General features: G+C 72.6%; 21 protein-coding genes and 1 pseudogene. 16 read left to right on the forward strand and 6 right to left on the reverse strand.

Annotation, left to right across the window (positions count from 1 at the left end; genetic code table 11):
- Nucleotides 1-448 precede the first annotated feature (448 nt).
- The 4 genes from CK485_RS14270 (at nt 449) to CK485_RS14285 (ending at nt 5,687) form a co-directional block, all read left to right on the forward strand.
- Nucleotides 449-835, forward strand: coding sequence for a winged helix-turn-helix domain-containing protein (locus CK485_RS14270; RefSeq protein ID WP_146214544.1), 387 nt, complete (start codon nt 449-451; stop codon nt 833-835).
- Nucleotides 836-993: 158 nt separating this feature from the next.
- Complete coding sequence (locus tag CK485_RS14275; RefSeq protein ID WP_109450501.1) at nt 994-2,241, forward strand: hypothetical protein; 1,248 nt, start codon at nt 994-996, stop codon at nt 2,239-2,241.
- A 124-nt stretch (nt 2,242-2,365) separates the two neighbouring features.
- Nucleotides 2,366-2,473: a glutamine synthetase gene (locus tag CK485_RS14280; protein ID WP_109450503.1), complete on the forward strand. Its 108-nt coding sequence runs from the start codon at nt 2,366-2,368 to the stop codon at nt 2,471-2,473.
- A 187-nt stretch (nt 2,474-2,660) separates the two neighbouring features.
- Nucleotides 2,661-5,687 (forward strand): bifunctional [glutamine synthetase] adenylyltransferase/[glutamine synthetase]-adenylyl-L-tyrosine phosphorylase, encoded by a 3,027-nt coding sequence (locus CK485_RS14285; protein WP_109450508.1) that lies wholly within the window; start codon nt 2,661-2,663, stop codon nt 5,685-5,687.
- 19 nt (nt 5,688-5,706) lie between these two features.
- Here CK485_RS14285 and CK485_RS14290 read toward each other — a convergent pair whose 3' ends face one another.
- The 3 genes from CK485_RS14290 to CK485_RS14300 form a co-directional block, all read right to left on the reverse strand.
- Nucleotides 5,707-6,618 carry a phosphatase PAP2 family protein gene (locus CK485_RS14290; protein ID WP_109450510.1) on the reverse strand — a complete coding sequence of 304 codons (912 nt, stop codon included), beginning with the start codon at nt 6,616-6,618 and terminating at the stop codon, nt 5,707-5,709.
- Between the two features lie 219 nt (nt 6,619-6,837).
- Entirely contained in the window at nt 6,838-8,535 is a 1,698-nt protein-coding gene (locus CK485_RS14295) for a glycoside hydrolase family 13 protein (protein WP_109450512.1), read from the reverse strand.
- Between the two features lie 167 nt (nt 8,536-8,702).
- Entirely contained in the window at nt 8,703-10,619 is a 1,917-nt protein-coding gene (locus CK485_RS14300) for a hypothetical protein (protein WP_241968349.1), read from the reverse strand.
- A 211-nt stretch (nt 10,620-10,830) separates the two neighbouring features.
- Between CK485_RS14300 and CK485_RS14305 the strand changes: the two genes are divergently transcribed.
- Both CK485_RS14305 and CK485_RS28780 read left to right on the forward strand, forming a co-directional pair.
- A complete protein-coding gene (locus tag CK485_RS14305; protein ID WP_109450516.1) occupies nt 10,831-11,931 on the forward strand; it encodes a hypothetical protein in 1,101 nt (366 codons plus the stop codon).
- 28 nt (nt 11,932-11,959) lie between these two features.
- Nucleotides 11,960-12,136: a hypothetical protein gene (locus CK485_RS28780; RefSeq protein WP_158288214.1), complete on the forward strand. Its 177-nt coding sequence runs from the start codon at nt 11,960-11,962 to the stop codon at nt 12,134-12,136.
- A gap of 50 nt (nt 12,137-12,186) precedes the next feature.
- Here CK485_RS28780 and CK485_RS14310 read toward each other — a convergent pair whose 3' ends face one another.
- Nucleotides 12,187-12,501 carry an antibiotic biosynthesis monooxygenase family protein gene (locus tag CK485_RS14310; RefSeq protein ID WP_109450518.1) on the reverse strand — a complete coding sequence of 105 codons (315 nt, stop codon included), beginning with the start codon at nt 12,499-12,501 and terminating at the stop codon, nt 12,187-12,189.
- Between the two features lie 268 nt (nt 12,502-12,769).
- On the opposite strand from CK485_RS14310, the gene CK485_RS14315 reads away from it, so the two are divergent.
- The 8 genes from CK485_RS14315 (at nt 12,770) to CK485_RS14350 (ending at nt 21,727) form a co-directional block, all read left to right on the forward strand.
- Entirely contained in the window at nt 12,770-13,219 is a 450-nt protein-coding gene (locus CK485_RS14315; RefSeq protein ID WP_109450520.1) for an SPW repeat protein, read from the forward strand.
- A 418-nt stretch (nt 13,220-13,637) separates the two neighbouring features.
- A complete protein-coding gene (gene paaI / locus CK485_RS14320) occupies nt 13,638-14,060 on the forward strand; it encodes a hydroxyphenylacetyl-CoA thioesterase PaaI (RefSeq protein WP_109450522.1) in 423 nt (140 codons plus the stop codon).
- Nucleotides 14,057-15,421, forward strand: coding sequence for a phenylacetate--CoA ligase PaaK (paaK, locus tag CK485_RS14325; RefSeq protein ID WP_109450524.1), 1,365 nt, complete (start codon nt 14,057-14,059; stop codon nt 15,419-15,421). The genes paaI and paaK overlap by 4 nt, the downstream gene beginning before the upstream one ends.
- Before the next feature lie 309 nt (nt 15,422-15,730).
- Nucleotides 15,731-17,206 (forward strand): sugar ABC transporter permease, encoded by a 1,476-nt coding sequence (locus CK485_RS14330; protein ID WP_109450526.1) that lies wholly within the window; start codon nt 15,731-15,733, stop codon nt 17,204-17,206.
- A 121-nt stretch (nt 17,207-17,327) separates the two neighbouring features.
- A complete protein-coding gene (locus CK485_RS14335; RefSeq protein WP_158288215.1) occupies nt 17,328-18,641 on the forward strand; it encodes an extracellular solute-binding protein in 1,314 nt (437 codons plus the stop codon).
- Nucleotides 18,638-19,591, forward strand: a complete 954-nt coding sequence (locus CK485_RS14340) for a carbohydrate ABC transporter permease (RefSeq protein WP_109450529.1) — start codon at nt 18,638-18,640, stop codon at nt 19,589-19,591. Before CK485_RS14335 ends, CK485_RS14340 begins: the two co-directional genes overlap by 4 nt.
- Complete coding sequence (locus CK485_RS14345) at nt 19,584-20,486, forward strand: haloacid dehalogenase-like hydrolase (protein ID WP_146214545.1); 903 nt, start codon at nt 19,584-19,586, stop codon at nt 20,484-20,486. Before CK485_RS14340 ends, CK485_RS14345 begins: the two co-directional genes overlap by 8 nt.
- Nucleotides 20,477-21,727, forward strand: a complete 1,251-nt coding sequence (locus CK485_RS14350; RefSeq protein WP_109450532.1) for an MBL fold metallo-hydrolase — start codon at nt 20,477-20,479, stop codon at nt 21,725-21,727. Before CK485_RS14345 ends, CK485_RS14350 begins: the two co-directional genes overlap by 10 nt.
- A 133-nt stretch (nt 21,728-21,860) precedes the next feature.
- On the opposite strand, the gene CK485_RS14355 is transcribed toward CK485_RS14350, so the two are convergent.
- A complete protein-coding gene (locus CK485_RS14355; protein WP_109450534.1) occupies nt 21,861-22,181 on the reverse strand; it encodes a type II toxin-antitoxin system prevent-host-death family antitoxin in 321 nt (106 codons plus the stop codon).
- A gap of 274 nt (nt 22,182-22,455) precedes the next feature.
- Here CK485_RS14355 and CK485_RS14360 point away from each other — a divergent pair.
- A pseudogene (locus CK485_RS14360) lies at nt 22,456-22,975 on the forward strand (DUF1062 domain-containing protein).
- Nucleotides 22,976-23,072: 97 nt separating this feature from the next.
- On the opposite strand, the gene glnA reads toward CK485_RS14360, so the two are convergent.
- Entirely contained in the window at nt 23,073-24,482 is a 1,410-nt protein-coding gene (gene glnA / locus CK485_RS14365; protein WP_109450536.1) for a type I glutamate--ammonia ligase, read from the reverse strand.
- A 212-nt stretch (nt 24,483-24,694) separates the two neighbouring features.
- On the opposite strand from glnA, the gene CK485_RS14370 reads away from it, so the two are divergent.
- Nucleotides 24,695-25,162: an RDD family protein gene (locus tag CK485_RS14370; RefSeq protein ID WP_109450538.1), complete on the forward strand. Its 468-nt coding sequence runs from the start codon at nt 24,695-24,697 to the stop codon at nt 25,160-25,162.
- Nucleotides 25,163-25,208: the final 46 nt, after the last annotated feature.

Genomic DNA, 25,208 nt, shown 5'->3' on the forward strand with positions numbered 1-25,208 from the left:
GCCGCTGCGATGGCAGGTCGAGAGGTGGACCGATCGGCTCCGGGCGCTGGATCTACCCGCAGGCTCAGGAAGGGGTCGGCGCCGCCGGCCGGTCCGTCCGGCGGCGCCCGTCGATGTCGTCGGTGCAACGCGGTCTCCTTCGTTCGTCGGGATCGGGATCAAGCACTGCAAAGGGGGCCTCGCCCCCACTCTCCGGCCGTTGCTCGCGGTCGCCGGGCCACCTCGCCAGTACGGGCCGAAGCCCTGTTCCACCTGGCCTTTAGCGGGATTGCAGCGTCCCCGCCCTTTGCGTTCTTGCAGGTCAAGCACTTGCGGACACAGTCGGCGAGAGGCCTTCCGGCCTTGCCGTGCTGTTGTGAAACAGCTTGCACTAGTGCGAGCTAGGGCGCAAGGGGCCGGTGCAAGCTCGTGCTAGGTCGTACTAGTGAGGGGTACGCTCGATGGCGTGATGAGCGCTGAAATCTCGAAAGACGACCCCAGGCCGGAGTCCGAGCAGGCGGCCGACATTCTGCGGCAAGAGATCCTTGGCGGGCGTCTCAAGCCCGGCGGCAAGCTGGGCTCCATCCGCGACCTGAGCACGCGCTTCAAGATTTCCGGGATGACCGTGCAGCGAGCCCTTGCGGTCCTGCGTGAAGACGGGCTCATCGTGACCACGTCCCGGGGAAGCTACGTCCGCGATCCGCAGAGTCCCGCCGACAGCGGAACGGTCGCGGGGGCCGATCCCTCCGAAGTCCTGCGCCAACTCGAACATCTCACCTCCCAGGTCTCCGACCTTCGCAGCAGGTTGGAACGGCTCGAAGCGCTCGAAAGCGGCTCCACGCCGAGTGGTGCGTGATCTGCAACCAGCATGCGAGTAACGGAGGGTGAGAAGTAAGTGACAGCACGGGGGCGAAGGAAAGGGGGTGGGGACATGTCCAGTGACACCCCCCTGTCCCCTTCCCTGTCCCCCTGGCTCGCGCGCGAGACTCGGTGTAAGCACTCGGAGGAGGGCGCATGACCGATGACAGGCCCGCATGGGCGCGGCGCATCGCTGCCGAACGAATGGCGCGCGACTGGTCGCAACGTGACGCAGTCAGGGCACTGCGCGCGCACGCCCCTACGGAGCTGCCGGCGGATGACAGCATGATTCGCCAGTGGAAGCGCTGGGAGTCAGGGCAGACACCGAACGACTTCTACCAACCGCTCATCGCGGCCGTCTTCGGCACGGTGACGCACGCCCTCTTCCCGGCGCCCTCGCGTCGGGACGGTGACAAGGAAATCTTGACGGCGAGCGGCATGGAGACCCTGGAGATCGTCAGCCGCCTCAACCGGTCTGATGTCGACGGGGCGACCCTTGATGCCTTGCGGATCACGATTGACCGGCTCTGCTCCGAGTACCCCTACATGCCGAGCGAACAGCTCCTCATCGAAGGGCGGCAGTGGCTACGCCGCGTCGTTGAGCTGCACTCGAAGAGCCTCACGCTCACACAGCACCGTGAGGTACTCGCCATGTCCGGCTGGCTCGCCCTGCTGGTCGGCTGCGTCGAGTACGACACCGGAGCTCGCCATGCTGCCGAGTCGACACGGCGGGCTGCGCTTTCCCTGGCGAACGAATCGGACCATGCGGAGGTGGCCGGGTGGGCTCATGAGATGCGAGCTTGGTTCGCCTTGACGACTGGCGACTACCGCGGCGTCATCGCGGCGGCACGAGCCGGAGCGGAGGTGGCGATGCACCACGGTGTTGCGGTGCAGCTCGCTGGGCAGGAAGCCAAGGCTTGGGCCCGACTCGGTGACCGTCGGCAGGTCGAGGTGGCCCTCGACAAGGGGCGGAGGCTGCTGGAAGGGATGGAGCACCCCGAGAACTTGGACAACCACTTTGTGGTGGATCCCGCGAAGTTCGACTTCTACGCGATGGACTGCTACCGCTTGGTGGGCGAGGACAGACTCGCTCGCACGCTTGCTGAAGAAGTTCTCAGGGCTGGCACTGACTTCGATGGACGCGAGCGCTCACCGATGCGCAACGCGGAAGCTCGCGTCACCTTGGGAGTGACGGCAGCCCGTGAGGGCGACTTGGAAGAAGCGCTGACGATGGGGGAACGCGCCCTCGAAGGTGACCGCCAGTCGGTTCCGTCGCTCATCATGACCAGCCGCGAACTCGCTGCTGAGATGCGGCGCCGGTACAGCTCGGAGCCAGGGGCGCAGGATTACCTGGCTCGGCTCCACGCCCTTGGACAGGAGAAGCCCGGCTTCCTGCCTCAGTGATGTCTTCCCAGGCCCCGAGCCGGGCCGTCTGTGGGCCGTGCGGGGCTGGCCAACGACGAGCAACAACGACAGACGGCGACAGCTCCGCCCCTGTTCACGGCTCGCCTCGGTAGAATTCCCCTGGGTGGCAAGGTGTCCTCATCAGTCCCTGCGCAACAAGAAGCAGGAGTGGGAGGAGTACCGCTCGGAGGTCACCAAGTTCGAGCTGACCAAGATGCTGCCGATCCTCTGAGGCATGGCCGGTCCCTGACAACGGATCACCCGCGGGCGGCGCGCGCCATCCGGCTCGCGCCGCGCGCGGCATACCGGCGCACGCCCGTCGCGGTTAGGCTCGCCGCAGGCGATCACGGGCGCGGCGGGCAGCGGAGGCCGACCGTGGGGGATCGCCCCGCGGCCGGGACCACGAGGAGGGCGGGCCCATGCTCGAAGGGCGGCGCAGCAGTACGTTCAGCAGGCTGCTGCGGCACGGGTTCACCGATCCGGCCGCGGCCGAACGACTGCTGGAGAGCCCGCAGCTGACGGGCGTGCGTAACGACCTCGTGCTGCTGGAGGCGCTCGGCGCCACCGCGGACCCCGACCTCGCCCTGCTCGGCCTGGTCCGGCTCGCGGAGGCGCTGGACGACGCCGAGCGGCACACCCTGCTGGACACCCTGATCACCGCCAAGCCGCTGCGCGACCGGCTGCTGGGCGTGCTGGGGGCCTCGGAGGCCCTCGGCGACCACCTCGCCCGGCACCCGCGCGACTGGCACTCCCTGGTCACCTACGAGTCCACCGACCTGCACCCGGGCGTCGCGGACTTCGAACTCGCGTTGCGCGACGGCATGGCCGCGGTGACGCGGCGCACCGGCGCCACCGCGCAGAACGCGCTGCGCGCCGCCTACCGCCGCTGCCTGCTGGCGATCGCCGCGCGCGACGTGTGCGGCACCAGCGGCCTGGCCGAGACCGCGGGCGAGCTGGCCGACCTGGCCACCGCCACCCTGCGCGCCGCGCTCGCCATCGCCATGGAGGAGGCGCCCGCCGACGCCGCCGCCTGTCGCCTCGCCGTCATCGCCATGGGCAAGGCCGGCGGCCACGAGCTGAACTACGTCTCCGACGTGGACGTCATCTTCGTGGCCGAGACCCCCGACGGCGTGGCCGAGCCCGCCTCGCTCCAGGCCGCCACCCGGCTGGCCGCACGCATGATGCGGGTCTGCTCGGAGACCACCGCCGAGGGCCGGATCTGGGACGTCGACGCCAACCTGCGCCCCGAGGGCAAGAACGGGCCACTGGTACGCACCCTGACCAGCCACCTCGCGTACTACAAGCGCTGGGCCAAGACCTGGGAGTTCCAGGCCCTGCTCAAGGCCCGCCCGGTCGCCGGCGACGACGAACTCGGCGCCGCCTACCTGGACGCGGTCACCCCGATGGTCTGGCAGGCAGCCGACCGCGAGCACTTCGTCACGGACGTGCAGGAGATGCGCCGCCGGGTCGTGGACAACATCCCCGCCGCCCACGTGGAGCGCGAACTGAAGCTGGGCCCCGGAGGCCTGCGCGACGTGGAGTTCGCGGTGCAACTGCTCCAGCTGGTGCACGGCCGCACCGACCCGTCGCTGCGCAGCGGCACCACGCTGACCGCGTTGCGGCAGCTCGCCGAGGGCGGCTACGTGGGACGCGCCGACGCGGCCTCGCTGGACGCCGCCTACCGCTTCCTGCGCTCGATGGAGCACCGCATCCAGCTGCACCGGCTGCGCCGCACCCACCTCGTGCCCGAGGACGAGGCCGACCTGCGGCGGCTCGGCCGCTCGCTGGCCCGGTTGTACGGCTGGGACCGCGCCGTGGACCCGGTCGAGCGGCTGGGCCGGGAGTGGCGCCGGCACGCGGTCGAGGTGAGGCGGCTGCACGAGAAGCTGTTCTACCGCCCCCTGCTGGACGCCGTGGCCCAGCTGGAGCCCGGCGAGGCGCGGCTCAGCCCCGACGCCGCCCGCCAGCGCCTGGAGGCCCTCGGCTACCAGGACCCGGCCGCCGCGCTGCGCCACCTGGAGGCGCTGGCGTCCGGCGTCAGCCGCAAGGCCGCCATCCAGCGCACGCTGCTGCCGGTGATGCTCGGCTGGTTCGCCGACTCCGCCGACCCCGACGCGGGTCTGCTGGGCTTCCGCAAGGTCTCCGACGCCCTCGGCCGCACCCCCTGGTACCTGCGCCTGCTGCGCGACGAGGGCGCCGCCGCGGAGAACCTCGCCCGGGTGCTGTCCGCCGGACGGCTCGCCCCCGACCTGCTGCTGCGCGCCCCGGAGGCGGTCGCTCTGCTCGGCGACCCGGAGGGCCTGCGCCCGCGCGGCCTGACCGCCCTGCTCCAGGAGGTCCGCGCCGCCGTCAGCCGCGCCGGTGACGCGCAGGGCGCGGTGACCGCGGTGCGCGGGGTGCGGCGCCGGGAGCTGTTCCGTACCGCCGCGGCCGACCTGACCGGCGCCTTCCACCCCGGCCAGGACCCCGGGGCGGCCGTGGACGCGGTCGGGACGGCGGTGTCCGACCTGACCACCGCCACCATCGCCGGAGCGCTCCAGGCGGCCGTGCGGGCGGTCGGCGAGGGCGAACCGCTGCCCACCCGGATCGCGGTCATCGGCATGGGCCGCTTCGGCGGGCACGAACTGGGCTACGGCTCCGACGCCGACGTGCTCTTCGTCCACGAACCGCTCGACGGCGTCGACGAGCCGGACGCCTCCCGCATCGCGCTGAAGGTCGTCAACGAACTGCGCAGGCTGTTGCAGATCCCGACCGCCGACCCGCCGCTGATCATCGACGCCGACCTGCGCCCCGAGGGCAAGAGCGGTCCCCTGGTGCGTTCCCTCGCCTCCTACGCGGCGTACTACCGGCGCTGGTCGCTGGGGTGGGAGAGCCAGGCGCTGCTGCGCGCGGAGCCCGCCGCGGGCGACGAGGAGCTGGCGGCGCGCTTCCTCCAGCTGGTCGACCCGCTGCGCTACCCGCGGGACGGCCTCACCGACGAGGCGGTGCGCGAGATCCGCCGCCTGAAGGCCCGCATGGAGGCCGAACGGCTGCCGCGCGGCGCCGACCCGACGACCCACACCAAGCTGGGCCGCGGCGGGCTGTCCGACGTCGAGTGGACGGTGCAGCTGCTCCAGATGCGGCACGGCCACGAGACCCCCGGCCTGCGCACCACCCGCACCCGCCAGGCGCTTGCCGCCGCACGCGAGGCCGAGCTGGTCGACGCCGAGGACGCGGCGACGCTGGACGAGGCGTGGGTGCTGGCCACCAGGGTGCGCAACGCGGTGATGCTGGTGCGCGGCCGCCCCGGCGACACCTTCCCCGGCGACGGCCGCGAACTGGCCGCGGTGGCCCGTCACCTCGGCTACGGCCCCGGCCGGGTCGGCGAGATGCTGGACGACTACCGCCGCACCACCCGCAGGGCGCGCGCGGTCATGGAGCGGCTGTTCTACGAGTACGAGGCTTAAGGCCCGGGCGGGACCCGCCCTACGCGGCCGTCCCGGCCCGTTCCCTGCGCGGGGGCGGGCCGTCCTGCGGCACCCGCTGGGGCAGCCCGTAGGTCAGCTTGCCGTAGACCAGGTAGGAGACCCCGAAGCCGACCGCGAGGCAGACGATGCCGCCGCAGGCGTCCAGCCAGAAGTGGTTGGCCGTGGAGATGATCACGACCAGGGTGGCCACCGGGTACAACAGGCCCAGCACCTTCGCCCACAGCGGCTTCGCCAGCATCGCGATGGTGATGCCGCACCACAGCGACCAGCCGATGTGCATCGACGGCATCGCCGCGTACTGGTTGGACACGTGGGACAAGTCGCCCGACGCCATCGACCCCCACGTGTGGTGGACGGCGACGGTGTCGATGAAGTCGCCGCCGGTCATCAGCCGCGGCGGGGCCAGTGGGAAGAAGTAGAAGCCGACCAGGGCGAATCCGGTGGTGACGAAGATGGTCAGGCGGGCCGACGCGTACCGGCCGGGATGCTTGCGGAACAGCCAGACCAGCACACCTATCGTCATGATGAAGTGCAAGGTGGCGTAGTAGTAGTTCATCCCCACGATCAACCAGGTCACCGAGTTCATCGCGTGGTTGATGCGGTCCTCGACGTTGATGCCGAGGTGGGTCTCCAGGTTCCACACCTGGTGGGCGTGGCGCATCGCGGCGGCGGCCTGCTCGGGGACGGCGTTGCGGACCAGGGAGTAGACCCAGTAGCTGACGCCGATCAGGAGGATCTCGAACCACAGGCGCGGTCTGCGCGGCCTGCGGACCCACGACATGAGGGCGCGTCCCAGCCCGGCGCGGCCGTCCTCGTGCTCGGTCTGATCGGTTCCATCGGCCTCGATGGAACCGGACGAACGAGGAGGGACGGTCGAGCGGCCTTCCAGGATCTTCGTCGGTTCCCCCATGGGAGAACAGTCTGCCAGATGGCCCCGCCGCCCCGATCATCCCCCGGTCGGGTCTTCGCCATCCCGAGTACTCCTCGAGGCCGACTCCAGGTAGGAATCGGCGGGGCCGGGGCACGGCGGTGACGGGCCGCGGGCGCCCGGGCAGCCCCCGGCCGCCCTACGCGGCGCACGGGAGACGAGCGTGACCACGAAGGTGGGCGGTACCGCTGAACGGGTGAATCAGGTCCACGTTTCGGGCGTGACGGACCACCACACCGTGGTGTCCGCCGGGAGCACGAACCCCTCCCCGGCGTCGCCCGCCTCGTCCAGGTAGGCACTGGCCAGCAGCACCTTCCCGTACGACGGCACCCGCAGCGGCGCCCCCGTCACGTTGACCGCGCAGACGAACGAGCCGTCCGCCGCGTCCCTGCGGAAGGCCAGCGCGCCCTGCGGGGCGTCCAGCCAGGTCACCGACGAGCCCGCGCCCAGCGCCGGGTGCGCGCGGCGCTGCGCCAGCGCGGAACGGTAGAACTCCAGGGTGGAGTCCGGGTCGCCGGTCTGCGCGGCCACGGTGAGCTTCGCCCAGCCCTCCGGCTGCGGCAGCCAGCTCGGCCCGCCCGGCCTCGGCCCGAAACCGTACGGCGCCCGCTCACCTGACCACGGCAGCGGCACCCGGCAGCCGTCCCGCAGGCCGTCCTGGCCCGTACCGCGGAAGAACGCCGGGTCCTGCCGTGCCTCGTCCGGCAGCTCGGTGACCTCGGGCAGCCCCAGCTCCTCGCCCTGGTAGAGGTACGCCGACCCCGGCAGCGCCAGCATCAGCAGCGTCGCCGCCCGCGCCCGCCGCAGGCCGAGCACCGGGTCCGCGCCGCCGAGCCGGGTGGTGTGCCGTACGACGTCGTGGTTGGACAGCACCCACGTCGCGGGCGCCCCCACCCCGGCCATCGCCCTGAGCGAGTGGTCGATCACCTCGCGCAGCGCGACGGCGTCCCAACCGGTGGTCAGATAGGCGAAGTTGAACGCCTGGTGCAGCTCGTCCGGGCGCAGGTACAGGGCGCTGCGCTCCACGGTCGGGGTCCAGGCCTCGGCGACCGCGATCCGCTCACCCTCGTAACCGTCGAGGATGCGCCGCCAGTCGCGGTAGATCTCGTGCACCCCGTCCTGGTCGAAGAACGGCAAGGGCTTGGTGCCCAGCAGCTTCAACTGCTCGCTGTGCCCGATGTCGGGCAGGCCCGCCGCCTTCACCAGGCCGTGCGCGACGTCGACGCGGAAGCCGTCCACCCCCAGGTCGAGCCAGAAGCGCAGGATCGCGCGGAACTCCTCGCGCACCGCCTCGTGCTCCCAGTCGAAGTCCGGCTGCTCGGCGGCGAACAGGTGCAGGTACCACTCGCCCGGCGAACCGTCCGGTTCGGTCACCCGGGTCCAGGCCGGGCCGCCGAAGAGCGACTCCCAGTCGTTGGGCGGCAGTTCGCCCCGGGCGCCCTTGCCGGGCCGGAAGTGGAAGCGCTCGCGCATCGGCGACCCCGGGCCCTCGGCGAGCGCCCGCCGGAACCACTCGTGCCGGTCGGAGCAGTGGTTCGGCACCAGGTCCACGATCACCCGCAGCCCCAGCGCGTGCGCCTCGCGGATCAGCTCGTCCGCGTCCGCGAGGGTGCCGAACATCGGGTCCACCGCGCGGTAGTCCGCCACGTCGTACCCCGCGTCGGCCTGCGGTGAGGCGTAGAACGGCGAGAGCCACACCGCGTCCACGCCCAGCCGCCGCAGGTACGGCAGGCGGTCCCGCACACCGGGCAGATCGCCCATGCCGTCGCCGTCGGAGTCGGCGAAGCTGCGCGGGTAGACCTGGTAGATCACCGCGTCGCGCCACCAGTCGGCGCGCTGCGCGGCACCGCGGGCCGGGCCGGCGGGGGAGGGGACGTGGGCGAGGTGGTGACCGGTCATGTCGTCCTGTCCGTCGTGGTCCGTCGTGGCCGCCCGGCTGTCGTGTCCTGGCGGTCAGTGGCGTGGCAGTACGAGGGCGGGCGCGCGTCACCGGGACGTGGCGCCGCCCGTGGGCGTCGTCGCCCGTCGCGTCGGCGGGCGGCGCGTGGACCGCGGCGCGCCGGGCGTCACTTCAGCGCGTCGAGCGTGCCGCCCGTCGCCAGCCGGCCGGTGAGGTCCGCGCGGGTGGTCTGCCCGGCCGGAACGACCAGGGTACGGGTCGGCGAGGTGTAGTGCGGGCCGCCGGTCGCGGTGAGCGAGGCGACCTCGGGGCTGCCGGCGCCCAGCAGGTACCAGCGCCCGTCCCGCGCCTTCCACAGCACGCCCGACAGCACGCCGGGCTCGACCGGGCCGCAGGCGGCGGTTGACCGCGCGCCGGCCGAGACCGCGGCGGGGGCGTTCGGCGCCGAGCCCGGCGGCAGGAACTGCACGAGCACGTGGTCGTCGCCCGACCAGTCGTCGGCCCGGGTGCACAGCCACTGCGCGGTGCCCGCGCCGTCCGGCAGCGGCTGGTCGGCGAACCGCCAGGTGTTCACCGTACGGACGCCCTCGCCGCGCACCGAGGCCAGACGGCACGCGGAGTGCGCCCAGGCGGCCAGCGCCTCGGGGCCGGTCGCCTCGGCCGGAACCGCGCCGGGGCCCGAGGCGTACGTGAGGTGGGCAGGGGCGAGGTCGCCGAGGTCGGTGAGGACGAACGGCGCGAGTCCCGGCACCCCGGCCCTCGGGGTGAGCCGGATCGCGGGCCAGCTCGCGCCCGCCGTACCGCAGTTGGCGTCGTTCGCCGCCTGCGCCGAGGGCACCGGGTCCGTCACCCCGTCCGCGGCGCGGTGGATCGCCTGGGGGGCGGCCGACGGGGACAGCAGATCGCGCAGGGACACCCCGGAGACCCAGGGGGCGGTCAGATAGCTGGCGTTGCCGTCGGAACGGGCGAGCACCACCGCCGCCGCGGAGGCACCCTGCGCGCCGTCCACCCGGGCGAAGTCCAGTGCCGTGCCGCTGCCGCCGTCCAGCGGCTCCGCGTACCGCACCAGCCGCGCCCCGTCGTAGAGCAGCACGATCGCGGCGCCGTCCACGTCGCCCGCGAACAGCAGCCGGGGCGGGCTCGTGGGCGGCGTGCTCGGGGTGCCGGCGGTCACCGAGACGTGCACCGACGCGCCCGGCCGCCCCCACGCGGACAGCGCGCGGCCGAGCAGCGCCCGGTCGCCGGTGCGGTCGCCGCGCGCGGGCCAGGAGGCGAAGTCCAGGCGGTCGGCGCGCTGCCAGGCGGTCGCGTCGGCGCGCAGCAGCGAGGACGGATCCAGCGCCTGCGCCAAGGCGGCCTGCGTGGCACCGGGCGGGCCGAAGGCCCCGGCGTCCCCGCCGCCCTCCGGCACCCCGAGCAGCGCGACCGCGACCACCACCGCCAACGCGGCCCCGGCGCCCACCCGCACGTGCTGCCGCCTGCGCACCAGATCGGTCGGCCGGGCCTGGAGCACGCAGGGGTCGAACTCGCCGGAGACCAGCAGCGAGGCGTTCACCCCGGACGTCGCCGCGGCGCGCACCGCCCTCCTGGGTGCCGCCACCCCGGCCGCCGCCAGCAGCCGCGCGGTGTCCTCCTCGTCCAGCCCCTCCACCCCGCGCAGGGCGAACGCGGCACGGGCGGGCGCGTCCAGCCGGGCCAGCGCGCGATCGAGCGCCAGCTCCTCCGCGCCGCCCGCCCTGGGGAACAGCCGCAGCCCGAGCACCTGCGGCGGCACCGGCGCGGCGCTGCCCGCCGAGCGGACCCACCGGCGCCAGCCGTCGACCCGCCCCGCGCGGGCCAGCGCGCCGCGCAGCGTCGCCAGCCGGACCACCGCGTACGCCGGGTCGGCGCCCGCCTCCACCGTCTCCGGCACGCGCCCCCCGCGGGGCAGGGAACGCTGCGCGACGCGGTGCGCCAGCAGGACACGACGGTGCCGACCGAGCCGCGCGGGCAGCGTCAGGTACGCGATCCGCACCAGCCGCGGATAGTGCTCGACGAGCGCCGCCTCGGCGTCGTCCACCTCCACCCGCGGAAGCGAGGTCACGTCGGCTGCGGGGGCAGGGGTCGCTTGCGTGTCCACACCGCGTCAAACGAGTTGTTCATGCGATGGTCACCCCGCGCCGGACGGCACCCGGGGGCGCGCGGAAGCACTCGAGGACTCGCCCCCCTGAGTCGGGTCCACGGGTCCCGCTGCCATACTCACCGGCGTCCCGGGCGCGACCGCGTCCGGTGCGGTACCACGGGGGAGTTGGCGGATGCCGGGTTCGAAGCACGGGACGGCCGCGGCCGTCATGGCGTCGCGACGGCACCGGCGGCGCCTGCTGCGCGCGCTGCCCAGGATCGTGCTCGTGGTGGCCGGAGCGGCGGTCTTCGCCCCGGGCACCGACGACAGCCTCGACGCCGACGTCGCCAACCTCTGGCTCGCGGCGGCGCTGCCCGTCTGGTGGCTGGCGCTCACCCTGCCGCTGTGGCGGGCGCCGGAACGCGGCCTGCCCGACGTACTGCGCCTCCGGCGCAGGCACCGCAGGGTGTGCTGGCGGCTGTCGGCGCTGATGCTGCTCGGCGCCTGCCTCGCGCTGCCGGCGAACGCGTACTGCACCTGGAAGGCGTACTCCGGCGTCCCGCTCACCGTCTGGGAGCAGTACGGGCGTTACGCCTCCGGTGCCGCGAGCACCGGCGTGTGGCTGCTGTGCCTGTCGCCGCTGCCCGGGCTGCTGGACCCGCTGGTGTGGCGGCTGTGGCCGGCGCCGCTGCGGCACGCGGTGCGCCGCGCCCGCGCCGCCGAGGCCCTGGCGTCCCCCGGCCGCTACCAGTGGCCGATGTCGTTCGACCCCGACCGGGGCGCGGTGGGCCGGCCGGAACCGCTCGGTGAGGACGTCGGCCGCCGAGGCCCGAGCCGCGTCCCGGTCTCGGTGCGGCTGAGTCGCGGCTCCTCCTCCCGGAGCGTCGAACTGCGCTGGGACGGGGCGGCGTTGACGCTCCACCAGAAGGGCCGCGACCCGGTCCGCCTGCCCGTCGCCTCCCGCGACAGCGTGCTGCCGGGCGAGCCGCTGACCCGGCCGGTCGCCGAGATCGTCTGGTACGACGAGCAGCACGACGCGGTCGCCACCCGCGCCCCGACGCCCTACCACTGGCAACGGCGCGACACGGAGGTCCTGTTCCTCGACGCCGACGGCCGCCGTCTGGGCTCGGTGAGCCGCGTCCTGGACGACTGGCAGGCGGTGGCCAGGGTGGCCGCCGCTGCTGCCGTCCCCTTCGCCGCCTACGACCTGGGCTACGCCGCCGAGAACGAACCCCGAGCCGCCCCCCGCCTGTTCCCCAGAGGCGGACGTCAGTTGAGGCTCTGGGCGGAGTGAGGGCCGCAAGGGCCGCGCCTACGGCAAGGTGACCGTCGCGGCGTGCTGCGCGGCGCTCGCGGGGTGGGCTGCGGCTCGGGTCCTGTCCGGCGGCGCCGTCGGCCGGTTGGCCGTCGGCGCCTGCGTGATGGGCGTGCTCTTCCTGCTGGTGGCGCGCGCCTTGCGGGTCGGTGAACTGCGCAGCCTGCGGACGGTTCTGCGCTGACCGCTCACGTTCCGGACGCCGGAAACGGCGATCGCGAGCCGGCCGACGTCTCAGAAACGTCTGCGGGACAGTACGGAGGTGGGCTCGTACTGTCCCACGTCCTCGATGTCGCCGAGGTACGGTCGCAGTTCCGCCAGGTACGCGCGGAAGTACGGGCCGCCCCTGAAGCCCTGTTCGTGGTCCTCCACCGACGCCCACCCGACGCGCAACGTGTAGCGGTCCGGTTCCTCGACGCCGCGCGTCAGCTCGTAGCCGAGGCACTGCGGTGCCAGGTCGAGCTGTTCGGCCGCCGCGTCGCAGGCCTTCTCGAAGGCGATGCGGCGCTCGTGGTCCGGTATGCGGTAGCGGATGTACTCGACGATCATCGAGAGCCCCTCTTCGGCTTCGGCCGTGCGCGGCGCTGGCTGCCTCCCACACCAGGACGTTACGGCCGATCCCGCCCCACGTCGCGGGTGGTGGCGCCCTCTTTCCCCTTCGGCGCGCCAATTGGGCCCGCACGCTCCGGCGTGCGCCGGGCAAAAAGGGGAGGATACATCTATTCCCGTAATGCCCGGATAAGCGCACAATGGGTGGTGCGGCCCCGCGTCCCCGCGACGCGGTCAACGAAGTGTGTATGTGAAGGAGATGAGTCGTATGGCCGGCGACGTCTCGCACCATGCAGGCGACATCACGAGCCATCCCGACGTGTCCGAGATGCGGGCACGGTACGCCCGCGTGGTCAGCAGCCGGGGCGAGGTGGCCGTCGACGGGCTGGTGGTCCTGGCCGGTCTGTACTGCGCCATATCGGCGTGGACGGTCCACTTCTCCAGCACCCGTCCCGACCTCATGATCAACAACCTCGTCATCGGCCTCGCGGTGGCCCTGATCGGCGTCGGCCTGAGCATGGCGCCCGATCGCATGCGGGGGCTGAGCTGGGCGACCGCCGCGATGGGGGTCTGGCTGGTCATCTCGCCGTGGACGGTCACCAGGTTCCCCGACAAGGGGATCATCTGGAACAACGTGGTGATCGGCGCGGTCGTCTGCCTGCTGGGCATGGCCGCCGCGGTGACGGTGATGCGCAACAGCCGCACGACCGGCACCTGACCGCCCCGAACCGCCCGCCCGCGCACATGCAGCCAGGGTGCGCGGGCGGCGCACGTCCGGGGCGGCCGTGCGCCGGTGGTGCGCGCTCACGGCGGCGGGGGCTGTGCAGGACCGACGTTTCCCGCGCGGGGCCGCCGGCCCCTCGGCCGGGGGCGCGTGCCGACGCACGAGGGCGTGAGTGCTCGTTCCGACGGGGGAGGGGCGCGGGTTGGGGGCGCGCGGGGCGGGGGCGTGCGGGGCGCGGTTCGACGGGGCCGGGGCCCGTGGCAAGTGAGCCGCCCCGGGTTCGGGGGCGGCTCACTCGCGTTGTCCACAGGTCTTGACAGCCGCTCGCGGGGCTGGATTACTTGATCTCGCGAAAGGCAGACCGAATGGTCGGTCGGTGTGCCGTGCACGCTGCGCGAGGGTGGTGAGACGCATGACGCGAGCCGTGGAGCCCGAAGCCGGGCCCGCCAGGGCGATGTTCGACGCCGACGAGGCGTCGCGCGGACTGGGGATCGAACTGCTGACCGCGGGGGACGGCGCGGCCACGCTGCGCATGACCGTCGGCCCCGCCATGGTGAACGGGCACGGCATCGCCCACGGTGGCTACCTCTTCCTCTTCGCGGACACCGCCTTCGCCTGCGCCTGCAACAGCCACGGGCCGGTCACCGTGGCCGCCGCGGCGGACATCGACTTCGTCGCCCCCGCGAAACTGGGCGACGAGCTGCTGGCCACCGCCCGGGAGCGCACCCGGTTCGGCCGCAGCGGCATCTACGACGTGAGCGTGACGCGCGGCGACGAGGTGATCGCCGAGTTCCGCGGCCGCAGCCGTGCGATCAGAGGTGGCGAACAACGATGACCAGCACCGGACCGGCGACCACGGCCCCCGAGGACGCGTCCGCTCCCCGGCCGCTCGGCGACCCCCTCCCCGCCGCGCTGCTCGACGAGGGTGAACGCCTCACTCGCGACGAGCTGCGCGCCCTCCAACTGGCGCGCCTGCGGGCCACGTTGCGCCACGCGTACGACAACGTGGAGATGTACCGGCGCAAGTTCGACGACGCCGGCGTCACCCCCGACGACCTGCGGACGACTGAGGACCTGGCCCGCTTCCCGTTCACCACCAAGGCGGACCTGCGCGACCACTACCCGTTCGGGACCTTCGCCGTGCCGATGGCCGACGTCCGCCGCATCCACGCGTCGTCCGGCACCACCGGCCGCCCCACCGTCGTCGGCTACACCGACGGCGACCTGTCGCGCTGGGCCGACCTGGTGGCCCGCAGCATCCGCGCGGCGGGCGGGCGCCCCGGCCACAAGGTCCACGTCGCCTACGGGTACGGCCTGTTCACCGGCGGCCTCGGCGCGCACTACGGCGCGGAGCGCGCGGGCTGCACGGTCATCCCGGCCTCCGGCGGCATGACCGCGCGCCAGGTGCAGCTCATCCGGGACTTCGAGCCCGAGATCATCATGGCCACGCCCTCCTACATGCTCACCCTGCTGGACGAGTTCGAGCGCCAGGGCGTGGACCCGCGCGACAGCTCGCTGCGGGTCGGCATCTTCGGCGCAGAACCGTGGACCGAGCGGATGCGGCGCGAACTGGAGGACCGCGTCGGCCTGCACGCGGTCGACATCTACGGGCTGTCCGAGGTGATGGGCCCGGGTGTCGCCCAGGAGTGCGTGGAGACCAAGGACGGCCTGCACATCTGGGAGGACCACTTCCTGCCCGAGGTGGTCGATCCGGTGACGGACCAGGTGCTGGCGGACGGCGACTCCGGCGAGCTGGTGCTCACCACGCTCACCAAGGAGGCGATGCCGGTCATCCGCTACCGCACTCGTGACCTGACGCGGCTGCTGCCCGGCACGGCGCGGCCCGCGTTCCGCCGGATGGAGAAGGTCACCGGGCGCAGCGACGACATGATCATCCTGCGCGGTGTCAACGTCTTCCCCAGCCAGATCGAGGAGATCGTGCTGCGCACCCCCGGAATCGCCCCGCACTTCCAGCTCCGGCTGACCCGCCACGGCCGGCTGGACCACCTGACCGTACGGGTCGAGGCGCGGCCCGGCTGCGCCGCGGACCGGCGCGCGGACGCGGCACGCGAGATAGCCAGGGCCGTCAAGGACGGCGTCGGGGTGAGCGTGGACGTCGCAGTGGAGGACCCGGAGTCCCTGGAACGCTCGGTCGGCAAGATCCGCCGCATCGTGGACCTGCGGGAGCGGGCCTAGGCGTTCGCCGTCGTACGGGGCCAAGTCCGCCTGCTCGTACGGGGGTTCGCAAGGCCGGATTCGCGCGGGCGTGGGGCTGGTCGTGGACCCTGCGCCGCGCGGCCGGGCCGCCGGCCGGCCCGACAGCCAGCAGAAGGGCGGGAGTTGGGCAGCCTTTCAGGATTTCATACGAGTCCACCGAATTTCCAGCGCGTCATGGAATGTTAGCTGGATGGTTGCCTCGCTGATATCTACGCGCGTTTAGCTACTCGCGACCGCCACGAGGCGCGGTCGTCCGCGAGCGCAGCCCAGCGTGTGGAGTGTCCAGGCATGTCACAGGAAGCGACGACGACCGGAGCCGGAGCGCCAACGCCCCCGGAACGGACGGATACCGGCCACGCGGCCGGACTTCCGGAGAAGACTTCGGCGCAGGCCCGCCAGGAGGCGGCTTCCGGCGAAGGCGGGGCGGCCGACCAGGCCGACGCCCCTGGCAAGGACCCGGCCCCCCGCGCCGGACACGCCGAAGCCGCAGGCCCCGCCGAGGACCCCTTCGGCCCCGACGCCGCGGGGCGTCCCACTTCGGCCGACGACTCCGCCAGCTCCGCCGCCGCGCACCGCCCTGCCTCCGCCGAGGACCCCGTCGGCCCCGACGCCGCGGGGCGTCCCACTTCGGCCGACGACTCCGCCAGCTCCGCCGCCGCGCACCGCCCTGCCTCCGCCGAGGACCCCGCCAGCCTCGACGCCGCGAGGCGTCCCGCTTCCATCGACGCCGGCCCCGCCGCCGCGCACCCCGCTACCCCCGCCGACGACCCCGCCCACCCCGACCGCCCGCGCTCCGGCAGCAACGACCGCCCGCACCCCGCGGGCGCCCACCCCGCGACCCCCCGGGCCCGCGGCAAGCGCGTACGCCGCGTGGGTCGCGTGCGCCGCGTGCGGGAGAGTCCGATGGGGTGGCTCTACACCGCCCCGGCGCTCGCGGTCTTCGCCGTCTTCACGGTCGGCCCCACCGCGTACACCTTCTACATCAGCTTCTTCCACTGGAACACGCTCAACGCGGCGATGTCCCGCTACATCGGCCTGGCCAACTACCGCAGCCTGCTGGGCCACAGCACGCCGAGCTTCCTGACCGGCGCCTGGCACTCGCTCTACTTCACCGCCGGCACGGTCGTCGGCGGCACCGCCCTGTCGCTGGCGCTCGCACTGCTGCTGCAACGCGGCGGGCGGCTGATGAGCGCCTCCCGGGTGGCGATCTTCGCACCCTACGCGACCCCCGTGGTGGCCACCTCGCTCGCCTGGGTCTGGATCTTCAACCCGCAGTTCGGCCTGGCGGACGCCGTGCTCAAGGCCGTACACCTGCCCCAGCCGCTGTGGCTCCAGTCGGCGTCCTGGGCGATGCCCTCGGTGATCGTCTACAGCCTGTGGCACGAAGTCGGCTTCACCGTCGTGCTGTTCCTCGGCGGCCTCGCCGTCATCTCGCCCGAACTCGGCGAGGCGGCCCGCGTCGACGGCGCCGGCGGGTGGCAGGAGTTCTGGCACGTCACCTGGCCCCAACTGCGCCCGGTCACCGCGTTCGTGGTGATCATCACGAGCATCACGTCGTTGCAGGCGTTCACCCAGTTCTACGAGATGAGCCAGGGCGGCCCGGTGTACGCCACGACCACCTTGAGTTACCTCGTCTACCAGGAGGCGTTCGTCTTCTTCGACACCGGGTACGGCGCCGCGCTGGCGCTGGTGCTGTTCGTGCTGATCGCCGGGTTCACGCTGCTGCAACGCCGTACCACCAGCCGCATCGCCGCGGCGGCCTGACCGCGCGGGCGGCCCCCCGTGCCGCCCCCCTGCCGCCCGCGCACCCTCGATGCCCGTACGGCGCCCACCCTTCGCGCCGTACGCCCGTCCCTCCGTACGCCCCCGTGAGAAAGGCCCACCCATGCGCTCCCACGCCTCACGTCGTCGCCGTACCACCACCACGTTGCTCGCCGCGGGGACCGCGCTGGCCGCCACGTTCACCGTGGCCGGCTGCGGTTCCTCCGGCCAGGGCGGCACCTCCGCCGACGGGACGACGACCATCACGTTCATGGAGACGATGGCCGCGAGTACCCAGAAGACCACCCTGGAGCAGCTCACCAGTGCCTTCGAGAAGGCCAACCCCAAGATCAGGGTGAAGCTGGAGGTCGAGCCGGACTACGCGACGCTCTACGCGAAGGAGACCGCCGCCGTCTCCGCCGGGAACGCGCCGACCATCGGGCAGGTCTACCCCGACTGGGCCGCCACGTTCGCCAAGAGCCAGGTCATCCTGCCGGTCAGCTCCTTCGCGGGTACCTCCACCCCGGCCCAGCTGTCCGGCTTCTACGCGGGCGTGAAGAACGAGCTGTACCTGCCGGACGGCAAGCTGTGGCTGTGGCCGTTCAACAAGAGCGTCGAGGTGATGTTCGACAACCCGGCGCTGCTGAAGGCCAAGGGGGTGTCGTACCCGGCGACGTGGGACGAGTTCGCCACCGCCGCGCGGAAGGTCTCCGGCGGGGGCGTCACCGCGATATCCGTCGACCCGGGCACCGCGGCAGGACCCGGCGCCGGCACCACGTGGCTGGAGACGCTCGACTACGCGTACGGCGGCGCGCCGTTCGCCAAGGACGGCTCGCCGCAGTTCACCGCCCCGACCATGGTCAAGGCGCTCGGCTACCTCGCGGGCCTGAAGAAGTCCGGCGCGCTGGCGCTGGGCACCAACTACCCGGGTGAGACCGCGCTCGCGGCGAAGAAGGGCGCGTTCGACGTGTCCACCAGCGCGGGCTACTACTACGAGGGGCAGGCGGTCGGCGGCAAGTTCACCCTCGGCACCCAGGACCTGCCGGCCGGCCCCGCTGGCAAGGCCAACATCCTCACCGGCACCGACCTGACGATGTTCGCGAGCGCGTCCAAGGCGCAGCAGGACGCGGCGTGGAAGTACATGCAGTACCTCACCGAGCCCGCCCAGCAGGCGACGTGGGCCGCGGGCACCGGCTACCTGCCCGTCACCGCGAAGGCCCTGCCGGACATGTCCGCGTACGTGGCCAGGAACCCGTGGGTGACCGGCGCGGTGGGCGCGCTGCAGTACGCCAAGTCCGAGCCGCCGTACGGCTGGATCGAGAAGTCGGAGGGCGCGCTGGCCGTCGCCGTCCAGGACGTGGTGGACAAGGGCGCCGACCCGGCGAGCGCGCTGGCCGACGCGCAGCGCACCGCGCAGGCCGCGAAGGCGGCGGGATGACGGCCCCGGCCGACGGCCGGTCCGGCGGCGCCGCGTCCACCGCGCGCGCCGCCGGGCGCCCCGGCCCGAACGCGGCCCGCGTCGTCCGCGCCGCCACCCGCGCCTCTCGCCTGCCCGTGCGCCCCGGTGACCGCCGAGGCCGTCGGGTCCTGCGGAACGCGCTCGTGGTGGTCGTCTCGCTGGTCTTCCTGCTGCCGTTCTACTACGTGGCCGTCGCCTCGCTGAACCGGGCCGGCGACAACGGCTCGCTCGCCGCGATCCTGCTCCCGCACTGGCACTTCGACAACTACCGCAGGGCCTGGGACGCGGCGCCGTGGGTGCGGCTGTTCCTCAACACGCTGCTGATCGCGAGCGCCACCGCGGCGCTGGCGCTCGCCACCTCGCTGCTGGCCGGCTTCGCCTTCGGGCTGATGCGGTTCCGGGGCAGGAACGTGCTGTTCGGACTGGTCATGGCGGTGCTGATGATCCCCGGTACGGTACTGATCATCCCCGACTACCTGATCGCCAAGGACATCCACTGGCTGGACACCTACTGGATCCAGATCGTCCCGTGGGGCGCGAGCGTCTTCGGGATCTTCCTGGTCCGGCAGTTCTTCGCCGGGCTGCCCGAGGAGATCTTCGACGCCGCCGAGCTGGACGGCGCCTCGCGACTGCGGATGTTCTGGTCGATCGGGGTGCCGCTGGTCCGCCCGGCGGTCGTGATCATCCTCATCAACGTCTTCCTCGCCACCTGGAACTCCTTCCTGTGGCCGTTCCTGATGACCAGCAGTCCCGGTGTGCAGCCGGTGGAGGTCGGCCTCGCGGCGTTCGCCGGGACCGACGGCACCGACTACACCGGTCTGTCGGCGGCCGTGGTCTTCACCACGGTGCCGGTGCTGGCCTTCTTCCTCGTCCTGCAGCGCCAGTTCATCACCGGCGCCATGTCCACCGCCGGAGGCGTCCGTGGCTGAACCCCGCCCAGAACCCGCGTCACGCGTCCTGGTGACCGACTTCGACGGCACCCTCTACCGCGGCGACGCGCCGATCCGCTGCTACGCGTCCCACGCCGCCCGCGCCCTGCCGCCGACCTCCCGCGCCGCCATGCTCGACGCGGTCGACCGCTACCTGGAGCTGGGTGCGCCGACCGCCGCGCTGCGCTCGTCGAACCCCGCCGAGGCGGACGTACTGCGCCGCGCCATCGACGGCTGGGACGTCGTCGCCCAACTCGGGCTGCACGTCAACGCGTTGACGCCGGACACGCTGAACGACGCGTTCGACGCCACCCGAGCCCACATGGCGACGGACGCGTGCGAGCTGGAAGTGCCCAGCGGCTACCGCGACCTGCTGACCGAGCTGCGCGGTGCGGGGGTGCGGGTGGTGCTGGCGACCAACAGCCCGGCCGCGGGCCTGGACACGCTGCTCGACCGGCTCGAACTGCGCCCGTTGCTGAGCATGGTCGTCTCCTCCACCGCCAAACCGGAGGGCCTGCGCAGGCTGCTGCGGGCCGAGCTGGGTCCCGGCGTCGACGGCGGCCCCGCGTCCGGCGCGGTCGGCGCGAACCACCCCACCCGGGAGGCCGGGGCGCTCTTCGCCGTCGGCGACCACTGGACCAACGACATCGAGCCCGCCGTCGAACTCGGCGTCCCCACCGGCTACATCGACCGCTTCGGCCGCGCGGACGGCCCGGCCACCGCGATCGCGCCCGACATCGAGGGCCTGCTGCCCGCACTGCGCGCCTGGGCGGGCCTGGACGCCACGTCCGCGCGGCAGCAGGACACGCTGCCGCAGGGCACGGCGCCGCAGGGCACGGCGCCGCAGGACACCGCGCCGCGGAACACCACGAAGGAGCTGACCCCATGGTCCTGATCGAGTTCTGGGGCGGACTCGGCGTCATCGGCGGAAGCAAGATCACCATCCGCGACGGCGGCCACCGGGTGATGCTCGACATCGGCATGGACATCCCGTCCGGCGCCGACCTGTTCCGGCTGCCCGTGCGGCCGCGCCCGGCACGGGAGTTGGCAGACCGGCTGCGGGTGGGGGCGGCGCCGCGCGTGCCGGGGCTGTTCGACCCCGCCGTGCTGGCGGAGGGCGACCCGCTGGCCGCGCCCGCCGAACCCACCTCCGTCTTCGTCAGCCACCCGCACATCGACCACGTCGGCCTCGCGGGCTGGGTGCGGCCCGAGGTCCCGGTGTACGCGCACACCGACGCCGTGGACGTGCTGCGCGCGCTGGACGCATCAGGCCAGGGGCTGCCCGGCGGCGACCCCGAGTGGCGGCGGCTGGCGTCGGGGGAGCAGGTCGCCGTGGGGCCGATGCGGGTGGAGTGCGTGCCCGTCGACCACGACGTGCCCGGCGCGTCCGGCTATCTGGTGCACACCAGCGGCGGCACGCTCGCGTTCACCGGCGACATCCGCTTCCACGGGCGGCACCCGGAGCGTTCCTGGGCGTTCGCCGACCGCGCCGCGGCGTGCGACGTGCTGGTGACCGAGGGGACCACGCTGGGCTGGGACATGTCCGGGGCGGTACGGACCGAGGACGACGTGGCACGCGACTTCGCCACGGCCCTGGCCGTAACGCCCGGGCTGGTCCTGCTGTCGCTCTACCCGCGCGACGTCGAACGGGTCCGCGAGTTCCTGGCGCTGGCGAAGGACGCGGGGCGCACGGTGCTGTGGCCCGCCCGAGTCGCCGCGTTCCTGCGGGAGTTGGGGGTGCCGGACGTGGCCGAGGGGCTGCCGCGGGGCGACCCCGGCGGTCACGTGGTCGTGCCCGACCCGGACGACCTGCCCGCGCTGCTCGACCTGCCGGTCGGCCCCGGCCACCCGGACAGCGTCTTCGTGCACGCCAACGGCGAACCGCTGGGCCCCTTCGAGCCGCGCTGGGCGCCGTTCACCGACTGGCTCGCGGCGCTGTCGGTCCCGTTGCGGCAGATCGGCTCCTCGGGCCACGCCACCCAGGACGACCTGCACGTCCTGCTGGAACGCACCCGCCCGCGCGTGCTGTTCCCCATCCACACCACGGCCCCCACCCGCCTGCACCCGCCGACCGGGACGACGCGGGTGATCGCGCGGTACGGGGTGGGTTACGACATGGAGGGGCGGGAGGTCTGAGGCGGACGAGGGAGCCGAAGCCCGGCGGGGAGCCGCGGCCCGCAGCACCAGCTGGAAGCCGCCTTCCGCGAAACGGTCGCGGCGCGCGGGGCGACCCTGGCGAGCCCGCTCCCAGCCGCCGCCCAGCGCCAACTCATCCCGGTCCTGGACGCGTTGCTGCCGATTCTTCAGGACGCCTGACCGAGTCGTCGCCGGTCCGGCGTTCCTCGGTCGTCAGCTTCCGCACGGTGCCACCGTCCTCCAACTCCTCGATGGACGCGAGCAGTCGGCGTGTGTTCGCGGGACTCCGCAGGAGGTAGGCCGTCTCCTTGAGGGACTCGGAGTCGGCCAGCGAGACGAAGACGACGGGATCGTGCCCGTCCCTGGTGATGACGACCTCTTCGCGGTCGTCACTGACTGAGGCGAGCAGCTCGGCGTACCGTGCACGGGACTCGGAGTAGCTCATCACCTTCATGGTCCGGCCTTCCTCTCTTGCAGAGGAACTGTACGCATGGGCCGACTGAGCCTGTGAGCGCTGCCGCCCTCGGCGAAAACCATTGGCGCGGCGCCGTCGTGCGCCCGTACCCTGCCGCCGCCGAGCCGCGTCGTCCAGTCGCAGGCATGCCGTTGTACACCGTATGAGACGCGAGAGCTGATTCGTCGCGTGTCGCTCCTGTGCGCCGCGCTGCTTCCTGTTGCGGACTTCTCACTGAAATCGGTGTACTTCTGTGCTCAACACCTGGGTGGCCATGTCCACCTGCCTCCCGCTCCTCTCGCGCCGTTGCCACACGTGCGCGTCCGAGCGCTTCCGGGCAAGCGGAAAGTTCCGCGTCAACGCCCACCACAAGCTCCTCGACGCGTGGCTGCTCGTGCTCTGCACCGGCTGTGCGGGGAAACGGTGAAACTCACGGTCCTGGAGCGGGTGCGCTGCGTACGACCGGAACTGCTGGAGCGGCTGCATGCCAACGACCTCGGCCTGGCAAATTGCTGCAAGACCCGGTCGTGCTGCGCCGCAACCGCGCCGCCCTCGACTGGGACGGCGCCTGGCGTCTGGACACCGGGGGAACGGATCACCTGGACCGCGAGGTGCTCGACGTAACGGTCCGCTTCGCGGCGCGGATACCCGTCCGGCCGGTACGGCTCGTGGCGGAAGGCTGCGGTCTTTCACGGGCCGAGGCCGAGAGGCTGATCACCGAGGGCGGACTCGTCTCGGCGGTACGGCTGACCGGAAGGCTCTCCGGCGACTTCACCTTCACGCTCAAGTGCTGAGACGGCCGTGGGCCGTGGCCTCCCTGTAGGAGGAGCACGGCCCACGGCTCATGAGGGCGGGGGGAGAGCGGATGTCCGCTCCGTCCCGCAACGCTCTTTAGATGTCGAAGTACAGCTCGAACTCGTGCGGGTGGGGGCGCAGCTGCATCGGGGCGATCTCGTTGACGCGCTTGTAGTCGACCCAGGTCTCGATCAGGTCCTGGGTGAAGACGCCGCCCTGGAGCAGGTACTCGTGGTCCGCCTCGAGGGCGTCGAGGACCGCGGGGAGGGAGGTCGGGACCTGCGGGACGCCCGCGTGCTCCTCGGGGGCCAGCTCGTAGAGGTCCTTGTCGACCGGCTCGGCGGGCTCGATCTTGTTCTTGATGCCGTCCAGGCCCGCCAGCAGCAGGGCCGAGAAGGCCAGGTACGGGTTGGAGGACGGGTCCGGGGCGCGGAACTCGATGCGCTTGGCCTTCGGGTTGGCGCCGGTGATCGGGATGCGGATCGCGGCCGAGCGGTTGCGCTGCGAGTAGACCAGGTTGACCGGGGCCTCGAAGCCGGGGACCAGGCGGTGGTAGGAGTTCACCGTCGGGTTGGTGAACGCCAGCAGCGACGGGGCGTGCTTGAGGATGCCGCCGATGTAGTAGCGGGCGGTGTCCGACAGGCCCGCGTAGCCCTGCTCGTCGTAGAAGAGCGGGGAGCCGCCCTGCCACAGCGACTGGTGGCAGTGCATGCCGGAGCCGTTGTCGCCGAAGATCGGCTTGGGCATGAAGGTGGCGGTCTTGCCGTTGCGCCAGGCGACGTTCTTCACGATGTACTTGAAGAGCATCAGGTCGTCGGCGGCGGCCAGCAGCGTGTTGAACTTGTAGTTGATCTCCGCCTGGCCCGCGGTGCCGACCTCGTGGTGCTGGCGCTCGACCTTCAGGCCGGCCTTGTCCAGCTCCAGGGAGATCTCCGCGCGCAGGTCGGCGAAGTGGTCGACCGGCGGGGCCGGGAAGTAGCCGCCCTTGTAGCGGACCTTGTAACCGCGGTTGTCCTCCAGCGCGCCGGTGTTCCAGGCACCCGCCTCGGAGTCGATGGCGTAGAACGACTCGTTGGACTTGGTGTCGAACCGCACGCTGTCGAAGACGTAGAACTCGGCCTCGGGGCCGAAGTACGCGGTGTCGGCGATGCCGGTGGAGGCGAGGTAGGCCTCCGCCTTCTTCGCCACGTTCCGCGGGTCGCGGCTGTACTGCTCGCCGGTGATCGGGTCGTGGATGAAGAAGTTGATGTTGACCGTCTTGTCCCTGCGGAACGGGTCCACCCGGGCGGTCGACAGGTCGGCGCGCAGAGCCATGTCGGACTCGTGGATGGCCTGGAAGCCGCGGATCGAGGAGCCGTCGAAGGCCAGGTCCTCGGTCGGGTCGAAGGCCTCGACCGGCACGGTGAAGTGCTGCATCACGCCCGGCAGGTCGCAGAAGCGGACGTCGACGAACTTCACGTCCTCGTCCCGCAGGAACTTGTTGGCCTCGTCGGCGTTCTGGAACATCCAACTCCTCCTCGCCCGGGCCGTGCGGCACGGGGTTGCTCGGCAGCGCGGCCAGTGCGGTGGCGCCCTGTGGTGCCGACCCTAGGAAGCGGGCATTTCCCAAGCATGACCCATTTGTTTCGCAGACGTTAACCGGGCACGCGGAAGGGGCTGCGAATGGTGACCCGGGGGCCCGGGGGAGCGCGCGGAAGCCGCCGCAGTACCGTTGTCCGGTGGACAAACGGGAAGCTTTGGGATCGTGGATCTCCGGACCGCGCGCGGCGGCCGAGCAGATGGGCGCCGACTTCGGTTACCGGGGTGAGCGCCTCGGCCTTCCGAAGGAGGGGCCGGGATCGGTCGCCCCGGTGGGGCGGCGGGTGGCCGCGCTCTTCATCGACTGGGCGCTGTGCCTGCTGATCGCCTACGGCCTGCTCTCGCACGGCAGCACGACCGCGGCGAACAACTGGACCTTCGTGATCTTCGGCGTGGTCAGCGTGCTGACTCTCGCCACGGTGGCGTGCACGCCCGGCAAGCGCCTCATGCGGCTGCGGCTGGTACGGGTGGACGGCCGGCGCCTCGGGCCGCTCGCCGTCGTCGTACGCACCGTCCTGCTGCTCCTGGTCGTCCCCGCCGCCGTGTGGGACCGCGACACCCGCGGCCTGCACGACAAGGCGGTGGGCGCGGTCCAGGTCCGGATGTGAGCACACCGCGGACCCGACGTGACAGGGGGTGGCGGGCCGCACGGCC

It is taken from the genome of Streptomyces sp. ICBB 8177 (genome assembly GCF_003144095.1).
Classification (GTDB): domain Bacteria; phylum Actinomycetota; class Actinomycetes; order Streptomycetales; family Streptomycetaceae; genus Streptantibioticus_D.